This window comes from Martinezella sp. CNPSo 3964, from assembly GCF_057784375.1.
The window spans coordinates 425696-441009 of sequence record NZ_JBXSOW010000001.1 but is presented as its reverse complement, the minus strand read 5'-3'; the positions used below and the strand labels follow the sequence as shown (position 1 = coordinate 441009).

The window sequence follows — 15314 nt, the reverse complement described above, 5'->3', positions numbered from 1 at the left end:
AGGAGGAGAGGACCAACTTGTTGATGGTCAGAGCACCAGTCGGTAGTTGCGGAAGCCGTCCGCGCCTTCGCCGGCGTCTTCGATCTTCACGCTCTTGACCTGATCGAGGAAATCCTTGGCCTTCGGCGAACTCTGGAACTGCACGGTGGTACCCGGCAGTGGCTTGAAGGTCCAGTTGCCGTCGGCGGTCGGATTGATCGTGCCCTGATCATGGACATAGCGCACGATGACGTCGCGGTTGGTGTCGGGCGCCTGGTAGACGACCTTGTCCGCCGCGATTTCCGGGAAGTTGCCGCCGCCGCCGGCGCGATAGTTATTGGTGACGACCAGGAACTTCTGTGTGGGGTCGATCGGCTTGCCGTTGAATTGCAGGTTCTGGATGCGGTTCGAATCGGCATTCAGAACCTTGCCGTCATCGCCGAAGCGGCGCGGCTGCGAGACGTCGATCTGGTATGTGACGCCGTCGATGACGTCGAAATTGTAGGATGGGAAGCTGTTGTTGATCAGATCCGCATCCTTGGCACCGGGCTTGACCTGATTGAACATGGCAGCCGACATTTCCAGCCAGTTCTTGACCTGTGCGCCGTTGATGACGACGGCCTGAACCGTATTCGGATAGAGGTAGAGGTCGGCGACGTTCTTGATGGCGATATTGCCGGCCGGAACGTCCGTGTAGTAGTCGGCGCCGTTGCGTCCGCCGCATTTGAAGGGAGCCGCTGCCGAAAGAACCGGCAGGTCCTTGTACTGCGTTTCCTTCAGCATGTCCTTGATGTACCAGACCTGAGCCTGGCTGACGATCTGAACCGACGGATCATCGGCGACCAGCGCGAAGTAGGAGTAAAGCGGCGCAGACGTCTTGCCGACGGGCGTGCGCACATAGGTCAGCGTCGCCTCGTGTTCGGCCTTTGCGGCTTCGACGACTTCCTTCTTGTCGGCGACATCCGCGATGACCTTCTTCTTGTCGTCGCGGTGGTAGATCGGGCGCGCTTCGGAGGTGAAGTCGACAATCTTCCAGCTCTTGCCGTCTTTTTCGAGCAAGAGGTCGATGAGGCCGAGATGCGAGCCCCAGAAGCCGGCCATGACGGCAGGCTTGCCATGCAACGTGCCCTTGACCGGATCGGCATCCTTGATGCCGTCCCAGGTCTTCGGGCCGGGGAAGACGAGATGCTGGTGGCCGGTGAACACGGCGTCGATACCATCGACCGCCGCGACATAGAGCGAGGCGTTTTCCATCTTCTCGCTCGGGCCGCTGCCGTCGATGCCGGAATGCGAGAGGGCGATGATGATGTCGGCGCCTTCGGCCTTCATGACCGGCACCCAGGCCTTGGCAGCCTGGACGATATCGCGCGTCTGCGCCTTGCCTTCGAGGTTCTTGATGTCCCAGAGCATGATCTGGGGCGGCACGAAACCGATGAAGCCGATCTTGATCGGGCTTTCATTGCCGGCACCATCCTTGATCTTCTTTTCGAGGATCAGATAGGGCTTGAAGAACAGATCGTCCTTCGTCGGATCGGAGGCAAGCTGGCCTTTGGTCAGGTTGGCGCAGACGAACGGGAAGTTCGCGCCACCGAGCACCTTGAACATGAAGTCGAGGCCATAGTTGAATTCGTGGTTGCCGAGCGTGCCGACGGAATAGCCGAGCGTGTTCATCGCCTTGATGACGGGATGGACGTCGCCGTCCTTCATGCCGTGCTGATAGGCCATGTAATCGCCCATCGGATTGCCCTGCAGCACGTCGCCATTGTCAATGAGGAGCGAGTTGGTGGCTTCGGCGCGGATATTGTCGATGATCGTTGCGGTGCGCGTCAGGCCCATCGTGTCGTTCGGCTTGTCGGCATAGTAGTCATAGGGGAACACGTTGACGTGGATGTCAGTCGTTTCCATGAGGCGCAGATGCGCCTGGTTGCCGGCGGCACGGGCGGCGAAAGGATGCAGCACGATCAGCGCTGCCGTGGCGCTCAGGCCTTGCAGCAGGGAACGGCGCGACATGCTGGGCAAATCCAGAATGGAAGACATAAGACACTCCTTCAACGATGGGGCTATAAGTCCGTCGATCATCTCTCGGGCGAGGGAGATTAGGACGATTTTCGAAGGTGTGCACCAGTAATGTGACAGGCTTATTGTGGATCGTAGCCGGCTTGTGCCTGCATTCGGTCAACGTTTGAGAACCGGCTTTATGTCCTTGTGGAAAAAGCGGAAATAGGAAGCGACTTTCGCCGACGCATTGGACGAGCGATCGAACTCGATGCCGATGCGACCGTTGTGAGCCCAGCGCACGAAACCATCCAAAAGGCCGATATCGTCGCATTCGACGCGAACCTTGCTGCCGGCGGCCGCATAAAGAGGTGCTTGCAGGTCGAGAGCGATACCGCTGGTGGAAATATTGACGACACGACCGGCGACCAGCTTGGTGAAGTATCGTACCTGACCCGTCAGTCGCGCGTAATGGCGGGGCGAACCTCGCGTCTTGATTTTCAGATTGTCTTGGACGAGAGATTTCGAAGAGAACTGCATGATGTTATCCCGGCTCGTGCGACTTTTCGGCTTCTGGATAGCAGGCCTGCATTGAAGGATGCTTAGCATAACCGTTAAAATTGCAGTCGCCCGTTCCGAATCGGTACGAGAAGCAGCTGGCAGATTCCCTGTGGGGCGGAGAAGGGGGAAACGTTGCGCATTGTTTCTTTGAATGCATGGGGCGGTCGGCTGCATGAGCCGCTGATGCCTTATCTCGTCGATGTCGATGCGGATCTCCTGTGCCTACAGGAAGTGGTTCGCACGAAGGATGCAGAACCAGGATGGTTGGTCTATCGCGACCATGGCGTCGAGCTTCCGCAGCGCGCCAATTTCTTCGAGGAGTTGAAGGCTGCTTTGCCGGCTCACGATGCCTTCTTCCTCCCCGTGGCACGAGGCGACCTTTTCGATGGGGACAAGCGGTTCGATTCAGAATTCGGGCTGGCAACTTTCGTGCGCAGGAGCCATCCGATCATCGGCCAGGCAGCCGGCTTCGTTCATGGTGAATTCTCGGTCGACGGCTATGGGCCGCATCCGCGTTCGCGCAATGCTCATTGCATCCGCCTTTTCGATTATGAGCGCGGTTATCCTATCACCATTGCCCATATGCACGGTCTGCGGGATTTGGAAGGCAAGGGCGACACGTCAGCGCGCCGCCATCAGGCGGCTGCGTTTGTCGAACTGATCCGGCAGGTGAAACATGACGGCGACCGGCTGGTCGTCTGCGGCGATTTCAACGTGCTGCCGGATAGCGAAACCTTCGAGATCCTCGGCGGCCTGGGGCTTGTCGATCTCGTCACCTCGCGCGGACACGACGACACACGCACCTCTCATTACAAGAAGCAGCCCCGCTTTGCCGACTACATGCTGGTGACGCAGGACATCGAGGTTATCAGCTTCGATCCGGTCGCCGAACCCGAGGTTTCGGACCATCGCGCCTTGCTGCTCGACCTGCGCTGACGCTCAGAGGCCGACATTCGGCCGGTCGATGATTTCGCGCAGCGCGAAGCTGGAATTGATCTTCACGACATGCGGCAGGGCCGATAGCCAGTCGCGATGGATGCGTTCGTAATCCTCGAGGTCCCGTGCCGCGACCCGTAAGATGTAATCATATTCCCCGGACATGAGGTAGCAGGAGAGTGCGTTGGGGCAACGTTTCACCGCAGTCTCGAATTCTGACAGCGTCTTGGCGAACTGTCCCGACAGGGAGATGTGCACGAAGGCAATCATCTTGTAGTCCAGCGCCTTGTGCGAGAGATGCGCGTGATAGCCGTCGATGACGCCGCTCTTTTCGAGGATGTCAAGCCGGCGCGAACAGGCCGAGGGCGACAGGCCGACCTTTTCGGCCAGTTCCGCGTTTGTGATCCGCGCATTCTGCTGCAGCATCCGCAGAATCGAATGATCGATGGTGTCGAGGTCAGACATTCGAAGAACTTTCGAAAAAACTCCTGTTTGCGCAATAAATCACGAAAAATGACCGCAGCGCAAATCGTCTTTGCAAGGACATTGCGGGGCGGAGGTGGTCTGATCTTCGCAGGAGAAAAATGCAGACGAGCAAGCATTCGAGGAGGAGTGAAATGCGCGTTGGTTGTCCCAAGGAAATCAAGAACCACGAATATCGCGTCGGTCTGACGCCGGCATCCGTTCGTGAATATGTTGCCCATGGCCATGAGGTATGGGTCGAAACGAAAGCCGGTGCCGGCATCGGAGCCGACGATCACGCCTACATTGCCGCCGGCGCTAAGATCGCCGCAAGCGCCAAGGATATTTTCGAGAAGTGCGACATGATCGTGAAGGTCAAGGAGCCGCAGCCCTCCGAGTGGGCGCAGCTTCGCGAAGGCCAGCTTCTCTACACCTATCTGCATCTCGCGCCCGATCCCGAACAGACCAAGGGCCTGCTTGCATCAGGCGTAACGGCTGTTGCCTACGAGACTGTCACTGACGAGCGCGGCGGCCTGCCGCTGCTGGCGCCGATGTCCGAAGTCGCTGGGCGTCTATCCATCCAGGCGGGCGCGACGGCTCTGCAGAAGGCCAATGGCGGTCTGGGCATCCTGCTCGGCGGCGTACCGGGTGTACTGCCGGCCAAGGTGACGATCATCGGCGGTGGCGTCGTCGGCCTGCATGCGGCGAAGATGGCGGCAGGCCTCGGTGCCGATGTCAGCATCCTCGACCGCTCGCTGCCGCGCCTGCGCCAGCTCGACGACATCTTCAACGGTCGCGTCCATACCCGCTATTCCAGCATCCAGGCGCTCGAAGAGGAAGTCTTCTCCGCCGATCTCGTCATCGGTGCCGTCCTGATCCCCGGTGCTGCCGCGCCGAAGCTGGTGACCCGCGAAATGCTGTCGGGCATGAAGCAGGGCTCCGTCATCGTCGATGTCGCCATCGACCAGGGCGGCTGCTTCGAGACCTCGCACGCGACAACCCATTCCGATCCGACCTATGTGGTCGAAGGCGTCGTGCATTATTGCGTCGCCAACATGCCGGGCGCGGTTCCCGTCACCTCGGCCCATGCCTTGAACAACGCCACGATCTATCACGGCCTCGCGCTCGCCGATCGCGGCCTGCGCGCCATCGCGGAAGACAAGCACCTCCGCAATGGCCTCAATGTCCATAAGGGCCGCATCACAAACCGGCCGGTGGCCGAAGCGCTCGGCTATGAGGCCGTTGCACCCGAAAGCATTCTGAACGTCGCGTAAAGCCCATCGCGCGCACGTCAGATGGAGGCGCCGGCATCCGCGTATGCTGGCGCTCCTGTTTTATCGATCCGGCATTGATAGCAATTGTTACGCGCTGAGCGGACATGGACATAGGCAATGTCGGGACGCTCAAGCAGCGAGGCCGCATAAACCGCGATGTCGCCGGTCGGCGTCACGGCGCCGGTTCCGTAGACGATGCGGTCGTTCCTGCCATAGCCACGCACGATGAAATCCCGGCTGCTCGCCAGCACAGGCGGCAGGATTTCTTCCGCCTCGTAGCGTTGGCACGGTGTCTTGTGCAGGAAGATCGGTCCCGTCTCCGCATAGGGCTGCAATTCCGGGAAGGGGCGGTAGGCAAAGACGAATAGCTCCTGGCCGGCATCGATATTGCGCAGGCAATGGCGGCAGGGATTGCCCGGACCATCAGAAATCATGGTCTCCGGCTGGTGACCGTAGGCATCCGCACCGCCGTTCCACAAAGCTTCGGCGTCGGAGGTGGGCATGGCTGCGAAGGCGATGGAAGGCATGGCAAAGCTCCTTTCGAGATTTGCCATGTGATGCGCCGGATCAAGGCGCGAAGCCACCCGATTCCTGCGGCCAAAGGGCTCTTAGCCCTTCTTAGCGAGCTCGAGCAATTCCTTGTCGCTCAGCGGCCGGACGATGCCTTCGCCGGTCGAGATCGGCGAAAAGCCGAACATCTGGTAGAGCTGCAACGCCCGCGGATGATCGAGATTGTTCGTCGTCGTGATGATCCGTTGTGGGTTCAACGTCCATATGGCGTAGAGCGATTGCAGCAGGAACCATTTGCCGATACCGAGGCCTAGCGCGTTCTCGATAAGGCCGAAATGGCTGAGCTCGATCGTCTCCTCGTCCTGGCGGAAATATTCGAAGAATCCGCCCGGCGCGCCATTGACGTAAAGCACGCTGATATCGTTGCGCTGGTCGTGAAGGACTGCGGTCAATTGCTCGTCGGAGAGACGCAGGCGCTCCACCCAATGCCAGCGGGCACCGACCTGACGATAGAGGTAGCGATAGAAGGGCAGCGGAATACCGGGTGCACGCATGATCGCGGTCTGGATATTGACCGGCACAGGCAGGCTTGCCTTGGGCGGCGCGGTCATTTCCAGGCGAGTGATGTGGACTTTGATCGACGAGGGCGTCTTCACGGCGGCGATGCTCAATCTTGACCGGTAACGATGGGCGTATCCGCCCGGCTGCCCCATTCCGACCAGGAGCCGTCGTAGAGCTTGTTGTTGCCATGGCCGAGGGATTCGAGCGCCAGCGTGATGATGGCTGCGGTAATGCCGGACCCGCAGGTCGTCACCACGGGCTTGTCGAGATCGATGCCGGCCTTCTCGATCGTCTCGCGCAATTCCGGCAGCGACTTGAACTTGCCGTTCGTGGCGAAGACGCCCGATGGCAGGCTTTTTGCGCCCGGCATATGCCCGGAGCGCATGCCTTCGCGTGGTTCCGGCTCCGTTGCTGCAAAACGGCCGCCACTGCGGGCATCGGCGATCTGCAGGGAGTGGCTGTCGACGATGTCACGCATCGCATCGAGCGAAACCACGCGGCTGCCGTTGAAATTCGGCTTGAACGTCGCGGGCGCAAAGGCAGGCAGTGCCTGCTCCAGCGGCCGCCCTTCGGCCTTCCAGCCATCCAGACCACCGTCGAGCACGAAGACGTTCGGCGCGCCCATGACGATATGGAACAACCACCAGACGCGTGGGGAGGCGAACAGGCCCGGACCGTCATAGATGACGATGCGGTCGTTTTCGCCGATGCCGAGTTTGCCGACCTCGGCCGCGAAGAATTCGGGCGAGGGCACCATATGCGGCAGGCCGGTGGAGTGATCCGATATCTTGTCCTGATCGAAGCGGATCGCGCCCGGAATATGGCCGCTGGCATATTCCGCATTGGCATCACGCTTCTGCGCCGGCAGATAGAAGGATGCGTCGAGAATGCGCAGGTCCTTGGCGCCCAGCTCGCCTTGCAGCCAGTCGGCGGATACGACGAAACGGCTCTTGTCCGCTGTCATGATGATCACTCCCTGCTATGGTTTATTGATCTTGATATCGAGATATAGGCGCTTGCCCAGTCAATTCTCGTCGGTCGGTGCGCCGAAACGAATGCGGAAGCGGCGGTTTTCCTTGCCCTTCTTCTCGATCTTGGCGATATGGATCGCGCCGACTTCCTGCGTCTCCGAGACATGCGTGCCGCCGCAAGGCTGGCTGTCGACGGACGATTCCTCGCCGATGCAGACAAGGCTGACGCGGCCGAGCCCCATCGGCGGGCGCACATTCTTGGATTTGACGATGCCGGGATTGGCGATCAGCTCCTCATCGGTGATCCAGCGGAGGAAAACGGGATGATTCTCGCTGACGAGCGCCATCATCCTTGCCGTCACTTCGTCCTTGTCGATCGTTTCGCTCATGTCGAAATCGACGCGGCTTTCTTCCTCGCCGACTGCCGCACCCGTGATCGGATATGGGCAAACCACCGAGAGGAGATGGCAGGCCGTGTGCATGCGCATCAGCTTGTAACGCCGCGCCCAGTCGATATGCAGCACCAGTTTCTCGCCAACGATCGGCAGAGGTTCACCCTCAATCGGCACATGGATGATGATGTCCTTGATCGGACCATGCTTCGTCTGGCCGAGCATGATCCTGGAGCCGTCACCGCGCTCCAGGAAACCCGTGTCGCCCGGCTGGCCGCCCGATGTGGCGTAGAAGCAGGTCTGATCGAGCTCTATGCCCCCGTCTTCGTGAATTGCGGTGACGACCGCTTCGGCCGTCGAGAGATAGAAATCGTCACGATAGAGGGCATTGACGGTCATATGATCACGCTGTTGTTTCGTATGGGACGGCGATATCCGCCCGCTTTTCTAGATAGGCCGGCAGCGGCAGTCCCTTCGACTTCAGAAAGTCCGGATTGAAGAGCTTGGACTGATAGCGATTGCCGTAATCGCACAGGATGGTCACGATCGTATGTCCGGGGCCGAGATCCCTCGCGAGGCGAACCGCGCCGGCAATGTTGATGGCTGTCGAGCCGCCGAGGCACAGGCCTTCATATTCGACCAGGTCGAAGACATAGGGAAGCGCTTCCGCATCGGTGATCTGATAGGCGAAGTCGGGCGTGAAGCCCTCCAGGTTCGCCGTGATGCGGCCCTGGCCGATGCCCTCGGTGATGGATGAGCCGGAGGATTTCAGCTCGCCGTTCTTATAGAACTCGTAGAGGGCGGCGCCTTCCGGATCGGCAATGCCGATCTTGATGTCCTTGTTGAAGGCATGCAGGCCCATGGCCACACCTGCGAGCGTACCGCCGGAACCAACCGAGCAGATGAAACCGTCGACCTTGCCACTGGTGTCGGCCCAGATCTCCTTGGCGGTCGTTTCGATATGCGCCTGGCGGTTGGCGACATTGTCGAACTGGTTCGCCCAGATCGCGCCGTTCGGCTCGGTCTTTGCCAGCTGTTCGGCAAGACGGCCGGAAACCTTCACGTAGTTGTTCGGGTTCTTGTAGGGAACGGCCGGAACCTCGACCAGTTCGGCGCCGAGCAGCTTCAGCGCGTCCTTCTTTTCCTGGCTCTGTGTCTCAGGAATGACGATGACCGTGCGGTAGCCGAGCGCCTTGGCAACCAGCGTCAGGCCAATGCCCGTATTGCCGGCCGTACCTTCGACGATGACGCCGCCGGGCCTCAGCAGACCTTTCTTCTCGGCGTCGCGGATGATGTAGAGCGCTGCGCGGTCCTTGACCGATTGGCCCGGATTCAAAAACTCAGCCTTGCCGAGAATGGTCGAGCCCGTCGCCTCGGAGGCGCCCTTGAGCTTGATCAACGGCGTATTGCCAATTGCTTCGAGGACGGACGGATGGACGGTCATTGGAATCTGCCTTCTGTTCGCAACTACTGTAAGAACGGTCTTTTCCCTTCACAAGGCTGCATAGGCAAGAAATTCTGTTCCTTGCTCTTTGTTCGCGCCGCAAAATTCCACTTGCCTGTGTTTATTTGCGGAAGTCTTTTCCAGTGAGGCGACTGTCTCTGTTTGGTGACATTGTTTTCCGTATCCAGCCGCCAAACAGGCCGAAAGCGGCCACAATGATGCGCTATCTCTAAAATGCTACGGATGGCCGCGGTTTGAGCGTTTGATGTAGGCGGCCATCAGCCAAGGAGAAGAGCCATGAGCCCGTTCATCGCACGTCCTGAACATGGAGTGGTTTGGATCACCGGTGCCAGTTCCGGTATCGGCCGCGCGCTCGCGCTGAAGCTGGCGGAAGAGGGCTATAAGGTGGCTGTGACGGCCCGCAGCCACGACAAGCTTCTGGCTCTGCAGGCCGAAGCAAGCACGCTTGCCGGCAGCATCGTCGTGCTCGATGGCGACGTGACCGATGCCGAGGATATGGAGCACACGGTCGCCGCAATCGAATATCAGCACGGTCCGGTCGCGTTGGTGGTTCTGAACGCAGGCATTTATCTGCCGGCGCGCGGCGAAGACCTTAATCACGAGGTGTTCGAGCGCAGTTTTGCCGTCAATCTTCATGGAGTCGTCAATTGTCTTGTTCCAGCGGTGCGGCATATGCGGGCGAGGGGATATGGTCAGGTTGCCCTCGTATCCTCTGTAGCCGGTTATGGCGGTCTGCCCGGCGGCGCGGCTTACGGAGCCAGTAAGGCCGCGCTCATCAACATGGCCGAAAGCCTGAACTTCGAGCTCGACCGCATGGGTATCCATATCCAGCTCGTCACGCCCGGATACGTCGAAACACAGCTGACGGCGCAGAACAAGTTCGAGATGCCTGACATCGTCTCGGCACAACAGGCGGCCGACGCAATCGCCGCCGGGCTGAAATCACCAGTCTTCGACATCAGCTTCCCGAAGAGCATGGTCTTGCGTGCAAAGCTCTTGAAGCTCCTGCCTTACAGCCTCTATTTCCGTGTGCTGAGATATTTTCTCGGAAGTGGCCGTAAACGTCAGTCGGTCGGCCCTCGCGTGACCGCGCATCCGGCCGAATAGCGCCTATCCATCGTTTTTGAGCGACGCGTGCGCAGCGAGCGCACGCTGACGCGCCACGGCATGATCGACGATCGGCCGGGGATAATGCTTGCCAAGCTCTATGCCCGCGCGCCTAAGCACATCATCGGGCGCCTCGAACGGTCGATGGATATATTTGCTGTCGAGCTTGGAGAGCTCTGGCACGAAGGTTCGGACGTAACCGCCATCCGGATCGAATTTCTCGCCTTGCAGCACCGGATTGAAGATGCGGAAGAAGGGTGAAGCGTCGGCGCCGGAGCCCGCTACCCATTGCCAGTTTGCCGTATTGGCCGCCGGATCGGCATCGACGAGGGTATCCCGAAACCAGGCTTCGCCTTCGCGCCAATCGATCAGCAGATCCTTGATCAGGAAGGAGGCCGCGATCATACGGACGCGATTGTGCATCCAGCCGTGGCGCCAAAGCTGCCGCATGCCGGCATCGACGATCGGATAGCCCGTTTGTCCGCGCTGCCAGCTCTTCAGCCGCCTGGCATCGGAAAGCCAGGGAAAATCGTCGTAACGGTCGTTCCAATTGGCCGTCCTGAGCTTCGGAAAATGGAAAAGCTGATGGTAGCAGAACTCCCGCCATACAAGCTCCTTACGAAAGCGAATGATATCGTCCGTCGGGATCTTGCCGGACAATCCGCGCGTCGCATGCCAGATGCGGGCAGGTGAAATCTCTCCGAGCGCCAGATGCGGCGAGAGCAGGGAGGTTGCCGGCGTGTCCGGGAAGTCGCGACCGACCGCATAATCATCAAGCGCGCCGTCGATGAAGTCTTTCAGCTTCTCAAGGGCTGCGGCTTCGCCTGGCGTCCACGTATCGGGGAATTCTGACGCCCAGTTCGGCCTGATGGGCAGCAGCGACCAAGAGGCGAGTGTGTCCGATTTCGGCCAATGGCTGGGGGCGAGGAGCTTTTCGGGCGCCTCGATCGGAAATGGCGGCTCGCCGGATTGTTCGAATGCGCGCCAGAACGGCGTGTAGGTCTTGTAATGGCCACCCGCGCCGGTGCGCAGGCGCGTCGGTTCATGCAGCAGCTGGCCGGCAAAGCTGTTGGCCTCGATGCCGTTGTCCCGCAGTATCTTCTTGACCTGTGTGTCCACTGCTATGCCGGCCGGATCGTAACGCCGGTTCCAGACGATGGTCTCGGCGCCAGTCTCTGCAATAAGTTTTTCGAGTACGGCCAGCGGATCGCCTTGTCGAAGGATTAGTCCGCTGTTGAGCGTGCCGAGAGCCTTTTGCAGCGCAGCCAGCGAATGATGCAGCCACCATTCCTGAGCGGCGCCCAGCGGGCCGTTGCCATCCACTTCCGGCTCGCGAATATAGATCGGAACGACCGGACGACCTGATGTCGCGGCGGCTTGCAGGGCGTGATTGTCGTCGAGGCGCAGGTCCTTGCGAAACCACAGCAGGACGGGGTTCTGCCCCTTCTTCGATGTCGTCATGGTCATCGCCGATTGCTCTACCTTTCAGTTTCCCGCATGTCGTGTCGCCACCGGAACCAGCATATGACGCGGCCGGCGAAGTGGTTCCACTACCAGGCGTTTCATAAGGAAATCTTGCACGCAACTCCCATTGGCGAATCTTGATTCCACTTGTGATATAAGGGATGCTTGTCACTGTTCTGTAATGCAAATTCGCTAGCAGTCCACCCGATTGACAGGCCCAGAATTGACAGGCGGGGAAGATTAAAATGGCGGAAATCCGGATCGAACAAGTTCGCAAGGCCTATGGACGCAATCCGGTCGTTCATGGCGTCGACCTGAATTTCCGATCAGGCGAATTTGTCGTCATCCTCGGCCCGTCCGGCTGTGGCAAGTCCACGTTGCTGCGAATGATCGCAGGACTTGAGGACATCACCTCAGGCGAGATCATCATCGACGGCAAGGTGGTCAACCAGCTCGAGCCGCGCGAGCGTGGCTGCGCCATGGTTTTCCAGAATTATGCGCTCTATCCGCACATGGATGTCGCCGCCAACATGGGCTATGCGCTCAAGGTCGCCGGCGTGCCGCGCGAGGAGCGCGATCGCCGTATCAAGGAAACCGCCAAGATCGTCGGCCTCGAAGATTTCCTCGCCCGCAAGCCGGCCGAACTTTCCGGCGGTCAGCGCCAGCGCGTCGCCATGGGCCGCGCCATCATCCGCGAACCGAAGGTCTTCCTGTTTGACGAGCCGCTCTCCAACCTCGATGCCAAGCTGCGCGTGCAGATGCGCGTGGAAATCCGCCGCCTGCACAAGCGCCTGTCGGCCACTTCCGTTTTCGTGACGCACGACCAGGTCGAGGCCATGACGCTCGCCGACAAGCTCGTCGTCATGTACAAGGGCAATGTCGAGCAGGTCGGCACGCCGCTCGAAGTCTACAACACGCCGCGCACCCGCTTCGTCGGCTCCTTCATCGGCTCGCCGGCCATGAACTTCCTGGAAGGCACCTTCGCGGCCAACGGCGAGCAATTCATCTTCGACGGCATTCCGATTGCCATCGACGCCAATATCGGCAAGCGCCACGCCGGCCAGCCGGTCGCTCTCGGCCTCCGGCCTGAGCACGCACGTCTCGTTCCTGCCGGTACGCCCGGCGCCATCCCGGCAACGGTGGATTTCGTCGAGGAACTCGGTGCCGGCCGTGTCATCCATTGCGATATCAATGGTTCGAGCTTCGCCGTTGCCGTTGCCGATCATACCACAGGCCAGACCGGCCAGTCCGTTGCGCTGGAATTGCCGCAGCAGCACACGCATCTCTTCGCTCAGGATACCGGGCTGCGGCTGGATGCCGTCGCCTCCGTCACGCCTCTCAAGGTGCTGGCAAGCTGATTTCAAACATAACTTTTCAGTAGGTGTTGCCCGGAAGTTTTCCCGACTTCCGGGCTTTTTTATGCGAAGCCTAGACCGAATGCGGGAGAGGTCCGGCTTAAACCAACCGGCAGATCATTTCGCGCATTCGAAATTCTCAGCCTTGCTCGGATCGGTCGCGCCGGACTTGTATTTCGGATAGGACGGGTACTCGCACATGGGCCGTGTGCGACCGGCGCCATCCTTGCCGGCATCGCTGACGACCAGGTTCTCCGGAGCTTTCCCTTTTTCGGCCCAGTTCTCCAGCGCTGTCAGCGGATCCCAGGCGGCGATGAACTTGCCGCTGCCATGGCCGAAGCCGGGCACGAGGTAGAAGCGCATGAAGCTGTGGACGTTGTTTGCCCCCATCGTTTTGACGAGACGCTCATAATAGGACACCGTGTTGTAGGGCGAGATCGCGAAATCGATGGTGCCGTGCATCAGCAGCATCTTGCCGCCGCGTTTCTCGAAGGCGGAGAGGTCGGCGCTGTTTGCATCGATCAGCTTGGAAACCTGTGCAATCCGCTTGGCATATTTCGTCGGATCGAACGTTATCGAGGCGAATTTCGGATCCCGCACGACCGCATAACGGATCATTGGATCGGCAAGGACGGCCAGTCCGAAATTGGCGAAGGGTGTCGGTGGTGTCGTCAGATCAGGCGACGAGCCGAAACTCCAAAGGCCGTAGAGATCGCCGCCCTGAAAAATCGGCCAGCGCGGGAAGCCATCGACACCATCCTCCAGCCTGACTGGAGACTTGTAAGGCGTGTTGATGGTCTTCAGCACGGCGATCTGTGGATCCGAAAGGCAGGTATCGCCTTCATCCTTGCCGCTTGCGCAACGAAGATATTCGACCTTGAAGGTCGCATCGCACGCTGCCGTATTCGAAATGAGGCCGTCTTCGATACCGTCGAGCTTGTCGCACGCCTTGGTGACGGTGGTGTTGAGCAGCTCCACTTTCGCCGGGTTCAGATAGGCGCCGTTCTTGTAGAAAGCCTTTGCAAGATAATTGCCGGAAAGCTGCAGGGCGGAGAAGGGATTGGCGGGGTGGGTGATGATGGCGCCGTCATAGTCGGCCGGCCAGCGCTGGATCGCGATCAGGGATTCATGTCCGCCTTGGGAATTGCCCTGAATATAGCTCTTCTGCGGCTTCCGGCCGTAATAGCCTTCGACCACGGCCATGGTGACGTCATGGGTCTTCTTGATCTGGAGACCGCCGAAATTGGCCAGCGCCTCGTCGTTCAGAAGGAATTTGCCGTCAAGCACCGAAGGAGACTGGTGGCCACTGTCGCTGCCGAAGGTGACATAGCCACGCTGCAGCGGCGTCTTGACGGCGTCCGATCCAAAGGAGACGTTCTTGACCGCCTCGATCAGAATTCCGTCATATCCGCCACCGCCATATTGGATGATCTTGTCGTTCCAGGAGAGCGGTAGGTTGATTTGGAAGTTGATGTTCGGTGCCTTGGGATCGATAGGCTCGATCCCGCCCAGCACCTTGCAGAAGCCACCACCTGCGGCTTGTTCGCCTTTGGCAAGATCGGCGGAATAGATAACAGCACGGCGAGCCGGCTCACCGATCTTCTCGGGTGAAATCAACATCCCGCGCAGAGCCATGCAATGCGCCTCTTCCGGCGTCGGCATGGTTTGAGCGTTACTGATGCCAGCACTCAAGAAAAGCACCGTATTCGCCGTGATCAATTGCCAAAGTCTCATTGCATCCTCCTCTTTGCGATTTCGAAACGCTCACGCGGTTGGACTTGTCACCCCGAAGAATTCTTCGGTTCGCTCCGGAAATTCTGCGCGTGCGACATCGCTTCGTCACGGATACCGGCCGCACCTCAGCGATGCGGAGCGAGATCGCGACGAACAAGATGCGGCTAGCGGAAGCTTGACGACTCCCCCAATCGGCCTCTCCATCCGATTGCGTCAGTGAAAAATGCCGGGAACGACGGAGCGTCACAATGCATTTTTCAAGCAATAAATTGCACTAATCGAACATCTGTAGGTGGGCCAAGCTTTGCCCCGGGGCGGGATGCCGAAGCCTTTGTGATGTTGCGGTCAGATCATTCTGTGGGGAAGTTCGGCCGCGGTAAATGCTGGCGGCAGGTGCGTTCGCGCGGGTGCGAGCAATCGAGGTGGCAATCGGCCGGCTCGGAGCAGCGGCATTGCTTGGAGGATCGGGTGAGGGCGATAACCCCAGCGCCGAGACGGCTCGTCGGCGGCTCCCCTGTCAGAAACTGTCGCGCCCGCAGGCGGGCGCG

14 protein-coding genes are annotated in these 15314 nt (G+C 59.7%); 4 read left to right on the top strand and 10 right to left on the bottom strand.

The genetic code is table 11. From position 1 onward, the window contains the following. Positions 1-27: 27 nt before the first annotated feature. Positions 28-2016 carry a bifunctional 2',3'-cyclic-nucleotide 2'-phosphodiesterase/3'-nucleotidase gene (locus tag AC13Q5_RS02145; RefSeq protein ID WP_488500744.1) on the bottom strand — a complete coding sequence of 663 codons (1989 nt, stop codon included), beginning with the start codon at positions 2014-2016 and terminating at the stop codon, positions 28-30. Between the two features lie 138 nt (positions 2017-2154). Continuing rightward, positions 2155-2514 carry a PilZ domain-containing protein gene (locus AC13Q5_RS02140; protein WP_075852384.1) on the bottom strand — a complete coding sequence of 120 codons (360 nt, stop codon included), beginning with the start codon at positions 2512-2514 and terminating at the stop codon, positions 2155-2157. Positions 2515-2667: 153 nt separating this feature from the next. Between AC13Q5_RS02140 and AC13Q5_RS02135 the strand changes: the two genes are divergently transcribed. Continuing rightward, complete coding sequence (locus AC13Q5_RS02135) at positions 2668-3471, top strand: endonuclease/exonuclease/phosphatase family protein (RefSeq protein WP_488500743.1); 804 nt, start codon at positions 2668-2670, stop codon at positions 3469-3471. Between the two features lie 3 nt (positions 3472-3474). On the opposite strand, the gene AC13Q5_RS02130 is transcribed toward AC13Q5_RS02135, so the two are convergent. Continuing rightward, positions 3475-3936, bottom strand: a complete 462-nt coding sequence (locus tag AC13Q5_RS02130; RefSeq protein WP_457878549.1) for an Lrp/AsnC family transcriptional regulator — start codon at positions 3934-3936, stop codon at positions 3475-3477. 152 nt (positions 3937-4088) lie between these two features. Here AC13Q5_RS02130 and ald point away from each other — a divergent pair, with 152 nt between their 5' ends. Then, positions 4089-5207 carry an alanine dehydrogenase gene (gene ald / locus AC13Q5_RS02125; protein WP_075852387.1) on the top strand — a complete coding sequence of 373 codons (1119 nt, stop codon included), beginning with the start codon at positions 4089-4091 and terminating at the stop codon, positions 5205-5207. A 17-nt stretch (positions 5208-5224) separates the two neighbouring features. Here ald and AC13Q5_RS02120 read toward each other — a convergent pair whose 3' ends face one another. From AC13Q5_RS02120 to AC13Q5_RS02100, 5 genes are all read right to left on the bottom strand, one after another. Further along, complete coding sequence (locus AC13Q5_RS02120) at positions 5225-5734, bottom strand: DUF1203 domain-containing protein (protein WP_075852650.1); 510 nt, start codon at positions 5732-5734, stop codon at positions 5225-5227. Positions 5735-5815: 81 nt separating this feature from the next. Beyond that, the gene (locus tag AC13Q5_RS02115) at positions 5816-6430 is read right to left on the bottom strand and encodes a GNAT family N-acetyltransferase (RefSeq protein ID WP_075852388.1); all 615 of its coding nucleotides are present in this window, start codon (positions 6428-6430) and stop codon (positions 5816-5818) included. Then, complete coding sequence (sseA, locus tag AC13Q5_RS02110) at positions 6385-7242, bottom strand: 3-mercaptopyruvate sulfurtransferase (protein ID WP_488500742.1); 858 nt, start codon at positions 7240-7242, stop codon at positions 6385-6387. Before sseA ends, AC13Q5_RS02115 begins: the two co-directional genes overlap by 46 nt. Before the next feature lie 60 nt (positions 7243-7302). After that, the gene (locus AC13Q5_RS02105; protein WP_075852390.1) at positions 7303-8040 is read right to left on the bottom strand and encodes an alanyl-tRNA editing protein; all 738 of its coding nucleotides are present in this window, start codon (positions 8038-8040) and stop codon (positions 7303-7305) included. Positions 8041-8044: 4 nt separating this feature from the next. Continuing rightward, on the bottom strand, positions 8045-9085 hold the full coding sequence (locus AC13Q5_RS02100) for a cysteine synthase A (protein WP_488500741.1): 1041 nt from the start codon (positions 9083-9085) through the stop codon (positions 8045-8047). 297 nt (positions 9086-9382) lie between these two features. Between AC13Q5_RS02100 and AC13Q5_RS02095 the strand changes: the two genes are divergently transcribed. Next, the gene (locus AC13Q5_RS02095) at positions 9383-10213 is read left to right on the top strand and encodes an SDR family NAD(P)-dependent oxidoreductase (RefSeq protein ID WP_488500740.1); all 831 of its coding nucleotides are present in this window, start codon (positions 9383-9385) and stop codon (positions 10211-10213) included. Positions 10214-10216: 3 nt separating this feature from the next. Here the strand turns inward: AC13Q5_RS02095 and AC13Q5_RS02090 are convergent, their stop codons facing one another. Further along, positions 10217-11674, bottom strand: coding sequence for a cryptochrome/photolyase family protein (locus tag AC13Q5_RS02090; protein ID WP_488500739.1), 1458 nt, complete (start codon positions 11672-11674; stop codon positions 10217-10219). A gap of 248 nt (positions 11675-11922) precedes the next feature. Between AC13Q5_RS02090 and AC13Q5_RS02085 the strand changes: the two genes are divergently transcribed. Then, the gene (locus AC13Q5_RS02085; protein ID WP_075852393.1) at positions 11923-13035 is read left to right on the top strand and encodes a sn-glycerol-3-phosphate import ATP-binding protein UgpC; all 1113 of its coding nucleotides are present in this window, start codon (positions 11923-11925) and stop codon (positions 13033-13035) included. Positions 13036-13149: 114 nt separating this feature from the next. Here AC13Q5_RS02085 and AC13Q5_RS02080 read toward each other — a convergent pair whose 3' ends face one another. Further along, the gene (locus tag AC13Q5_RS02080; protein WP_488500738.1) at positions 13150-14766 is read right to left on the bottom strand and encodes a tannase/feruloyl esterase family alpha/beta hydrolase; all 1617 of its coding nucleotides are present in this window, start codon (positions 14764-14766) and stop codon (positions 13150-13152) included. Between the last annotated feature and the right edge of the window lie 548 nt (positions 14767-15314).

What these genes read in the sequence shown, in the direction of transcription:
- AC13Q5_RS02100 (WP_488500741.1), bottom strand. Translation starts at nt 9,085, where the DNA reads ATGACCGTCCATCCGTCCGTCCTCGAAGCAATTGGCAATACGCCGTTG.
- AC13Q5_RS02130 (WP_457878549.1), bottom strand. Translation starts at nt 3,936, where the DNA reads ATGTCTGACCTCGACACCATCGATCATTCGATTCTGCGGATGCTGCAG.
- AC13Q5_RS02120 (WP_075852650.1), bottom strand. Translation starts at nt 5,734, where the DNA reads ATGCCTTCCATCGCCTTCGCAGCCATGCCCACCTCCGACGCCGAAGCT.
- AC13Q5_RS02145 (WP_488500744.1), bottom strand. Translation starts at nt 2,016, where the DNA reads ATGTCTTCCATTCTGGATTTGCCCAGCATGTCGCGCCGTTCCCTGCTG.
- AC13Q5_RS02105 (WP_075852390.1), bottom strand. Translation starts at nt 8,040, where the DNA reads ATGACCGTCAATGCCCTCTATCGTGACGATTTCTATCTCTCGACGGCC.
- AC13Q5_RS02095 (WP_488500740.1), top strand. Translation starts at nt 9,383, where the DNA reads ATGAGCCCGTTCATCGCACGTCCTGAACATGGAGTGGTTTGGATCACC.
- AC13Q5_RS02085 (WP_075852393.1), top strand. Translation starts at nt 11,923, where the DNA reads ATGGCGGAAATCCGGATCGAACAAGTTCGCAAGGCCTATGGACGCAAT.
- sseA (WP_488500742.1), bottom strand. Translation starts at nt 7,242, where the DNA reads ATGACAGCGGACAAGAGCCGTTTCGTCGTATCCGCCGACTGGCTGCAA.
- AC13Q5_RS02115 (WP_075852388.1), bottom strand. Translation starts at nt 6,430, where the DNA reads ATGGGGCAGCCGGGCGGATACGCCCATCGTTACCGGTCAAGATTGAGC.
- AC13Q5_RS02080 (WP_488500738.1), bottom strand. Translation starts at nt 14,766, where the DNA reads ATGAGACTTTGGCAATTGATCACGGCGAATACGGTGCTTTTCTTGAGT.
- ald (WP_075852387.1), top strand. Translation starts at nt 4,089, where the DNA reads ATGCGCGTTGGTTGTCCCAAGGAAATCAAGAACCACGAATATCGCGTC.
- AC13Q5_RS02090 (WP_488500739.1), bottom strand. Translation starts at nt 11,674, where the DNA reads ATGACGACATCGAAGAAGGGGCAGAACCCCGTCCTGCTGTGGTTTCGC.
- AC13Q5_RS02140 (WP_075852384.1), bottom strand. Translation starts at nt 2,514, where the DNA reads ATGCAGTTCTCTTCGAAATCTCTCGTCCAAGACAATCTGAAAATCAAG.